2 protein-coding genes are annotated in these 3,543 nt (G+C 71.7%); one reads left to right on the forward strand and one right to left on the reverse strand.

Features of this window, described 5'->3' with window-relative positions:
* Nucleotides 1–105: 105 nt before the first annotated feature.
* A complete protein-coding gene (locus tag FL311_RS41930; protein ID WP_141333209.1) occupies nucleotides 106–2,244 on the reverse strand; it encodes a hypothetical protein in 2,139 nt (712 codons plus the stop codon).
* Nucleotides 2,245–2,416: 172 nt separating this feature from the next.
* Between FL311_RS41930 and FL311_RS41935 the strand changes: the two genes are divergently transcribed.
* Nucleotides 2,417–3,543: sigma 54-interacting transcriptional regulator (locus FL311_RS41935; protein ID WP_194869616.1), on the forward strand; the 1,127-nt coding region annotated here is incomplete at its 3' end.

A 3,543-nucleotide genomic window follows, 5' to 3' on the forward strand; every position in this document is an offset into this window, starting at 1 on the left:
ACCCTCGATGCCCCCACCGCTCCGGGCGCCGAGGACCACTTCCAGGGGCACCTGAGCTGGGTCGTCGTCGAGCCCGCGCGGCCGCGACGACCCAGCTCCGCCCGCTCACTCGAGCACCTCGGCGATGTCCATCGAGCGGTCGAGCAGCGTCTGGGAGAAGCGCCGTGAGCTGAAGCTGAAGAGATGGACGCGGAGCGTCCGGCTGAAGCGGCGAATCCCGACGCGGCCCACGATGGACACGTCGCCTCGGATGAGCTGCATGCCGAGCTCCCAGTTGACGCTGCCGAGCACCACCAGGTTCCCGTTGTCGCGCTGACCGAAGGCGAGCGACGCGGTGAGCGGGAAGTCGGTGTTGACGAGGTCGAGGTCGGCCACCACGGCGGCCTTGACGATGCGCACGTTGATGCCCCCCTCGATGGACGCGGTGAAGTTGAACCCCGGGGTGATGGCGCGAGCCATCTCCCCGCACAGGCCGAGCGCGTCCTCGCTGCGGAGCAGCTCCCCGCACCGCGCCGGCTCCGTCGAGAGCGAGAGGCTGTCGTTCGTCGTCAGGCCGACCTCACCGCCGAGGCTGAGCTTGAAGCCGACGCGCACGGGGCCGAAGCCGAAGCCGAGGTTGGGGAACGCGAACGACTTCGCCGCCGAGAACGCCTCCTCGTGCTCGAGGCTGGGGGCGCTGCGGGAGAAGCTGTGGATGCGCTGGTCGAACGCGTCGACCGTGAGCTCGTAGCCCGTGTCGCCCGGATTGACCGCGAGCGTGGCCTGGCCCACCGCGCGCGCGATGGTGACCGAGTACGAGCGCCCGAGCTTGCCTTCGAGTTCGACCGCGCCCTCGATGCGGCTGGAGGCGCCGGTGCGGTCGAGCTGGTTCTGGGTCGTCAGCGTCACCGCGATGCTCATGCGGTCCGAGTTCCCGAGCTTCCGGCTGAACTCCTGATTGAAGCCCAGCGACGTCGCGGAGGTGGCGTCCGGCGTCTCTCGCACCAGCACGACCGGGAGGACGCGGCAGTCGCTCGTGTCTGCCTCCCCTTCGTTCCCCTCCTGGGCGAAGTCCGCCACGAAGCACCCCCTCACCTGGAAGTCACTGAGGTCGGCCCACTCGCCGCCCTCGCTCAACGCGGCGCGGGTCTCCCCCTCGGCGAAGAGCTCGTGGGCGAACAGGTTGGAGGTGCCCGGCAGCAGGTTCTCGATGACGACCTCGGCGACGCGGCCGGACTCCGAGTCCGGGGCGCCCACGGTGAGCGGGCGCCAACCGTTGCTGGCGCCCTCGGGCACGAGCTCGTACCGGAGCGTGGCGCGGCCGGGCATGGCCGTGAGGGCCCCCAGTTCCCCCGGAGCCTGTCCGAACTGGAGGTCCCCGGTGATGCCCGGCGCGAGGGCCTCGAGCTCCGGAGGCACATCCTGCGGCGCCAGCCCGGAGATGTAGGGGTCGCGGCCATTGACGACGAGCGTCGACTGCACGACCAGGCTCGGCGCGAGCGCCTGCCCGGTGGCGTCGGGGGCGACATAGGGGAGGAGGGCCACCGACGAGGCGGGCTCCATCGCCTCGAAGCGGACGTCGATGAGGCTTGCGCGTCCGTCGCTCGGGGTCGGCTCGAGGTCGATGTCGTAGACGCAGCCTCGACGGGAGTCCGGCGCGGCCGCGCCCCGGCAGGACTGGTTGGGCTCGTCGCCGCGGGCCGCGTCGCTGAAGGTGACCGCCGGGTAGTCGATGCCGGTGTCCGGCTCGTCACCATCGAAGGTGACGCGCAGGTTCACCTCCTTGTCCACCAGCGCCGCACACAGCGAGGTCGGCCAGATGAAGCCCTTGAAGCGCTGCTCCTGGCCGTCGCCCACGAGCGCCACGTCGATGGCGCTGGAGGCGCACTCGATGGGCTCCGCGGGGTTGGCGGGGTGGGCCTCGACGAAGCCGAAGCTGACGGCGACTTCGCGGGTCGCCGGAGACGCCGCGTCGAGGCTCGTCGACGTGATGCCGAACTGGATGGGCACGCGGTTGTTCACGTAGACGGGCTTGCTCAGGTCGTAGCCCACGTCGAGGTAGGTCAGCCGCACCTTCGTGAGGCAGACGCCGTTGTCGGCGCTGTTGGGGCACACGGCCACCTGCGGCACGCCCGAGTCCGGCTCGCCCGTGTCCGCCCCGCCGCAAGCGCTCGCGAGCAGGAGGAAGAGCGCGCCGAGGACGCCGGTGCGCCTCCTCGGGCCATGGTTCAGGACGGGCAGCGACGATTGGGCAAGGTGCTTCATGCGGGACCTCCGGGTGGTTGCGACGTGGATGGGTGTCGGAGGCCTAGGCAATCGACGTACCAGGACGTCGAGCAGGCGGGCGCGCCCGGATTGTGGGGCGCGGCCTGTAGGGAGTCGCCAACACCCCCTGGGGACGCAACCGACAGGGGGCCGCGTGGTAGCGTCCGGGACCATGTCCAGCGGAACGACGCGCCCCGAGCGCCCCATGGGGCTGCCCATCCGCACGCTGACCATCGAGGTCGTGGGCGGCCCCGACCAGGGCCACACCCACACGGCGGAGGGCGAGACGGTGACGGTGGGGACGGCCGAGAGCAACGAGCTGCGCCTGACGGACCCCACCGTGTCCCGCTACCACCTGGAGCTGTCGCGCAAGGGAGACCGCGTCGCGGTGGCGGACCTCGGCTCCACCAACGGCACGGCGGTGGGTCCCGCGCTCCTCGAGCGTGGGAGCGTGGCGCCCGGGAGCGTCCTCACGCTCGGGCGGACCTCGCTGCGGGTGGGCGATGGGCCCACGCGCACCCTCTCACTCCACGAGTCCGGAGCCCTGGGCCCCCTGCGGGGCCAGAGCGCGTCGATGCGCAGGCTGATGGCGCAGATACTCCGGGCGGCCCGCACGGACGCCTCGGTGCTGCTCCAGGGCGAGTCCGGCACGGGCAAGGAGCTCATCGCCCGGGCCCTCCATGACGAAAGCGCTCGCGCCAAGAAGCCCTTCGTGACGCTGGACTGTGGCGTCATCTCCCCCGGGCTCGTCGCCAGCGAGCTGTTCGGCCACGAGCGCGGCGCCTTCACGGGGGCGGACCAGCGCCACCTCGGTGTCTTCGAGCGGTCGCACGGCGGCACCCTCTTCCTGGACGAGATTGGCGAGCTGTCCGCCAGCCTCCAGACGGCGCTGCTGGGCGTGCTGGAGCGGCGACGCTTCCGGCGGCTCGGGGGCAGGGAGGAGCTGTCCGTGGACGTGCGCGTCATCAGCGCCACCCATCGGGACCTGCGCGCCGAGGTCAACGCCAACAGCTTCCGCCTGGACCTCTACTACCGGCTCGCGGTGGTGCGGCTGGAGGTGCCCCCGCTCCACCAGCGCGTGGACGACATCCCCCTGCTGGTGGAGCACTTCCTGAACGAAGCCGGCTACACCCACCCGGTGTCCACGTTGGTGCCTCCGCCGCTCATGCGCACGCTGCTGACGCACCGCTGGCCGGGCAACGTGCGGGAGCTGCGCAACTACGTGGAGGCCATTCTCGCCATGGGAGAGCCCCCCGCCCTGGAGCAGGCCGCGCCGGGCGCCAACGCGCCCCCCGCGGC

Origin of the sequence: Myxococcus sp. AB025B (assembly GCF_006518215.1) — a bacterium.
Classification (GTDB): domain Bacteria; phylum Myxococcota; class Myxococcia; order Myxococcales; family Myxococcaceae; genus Myxococcus; species Myxococcus fulvus.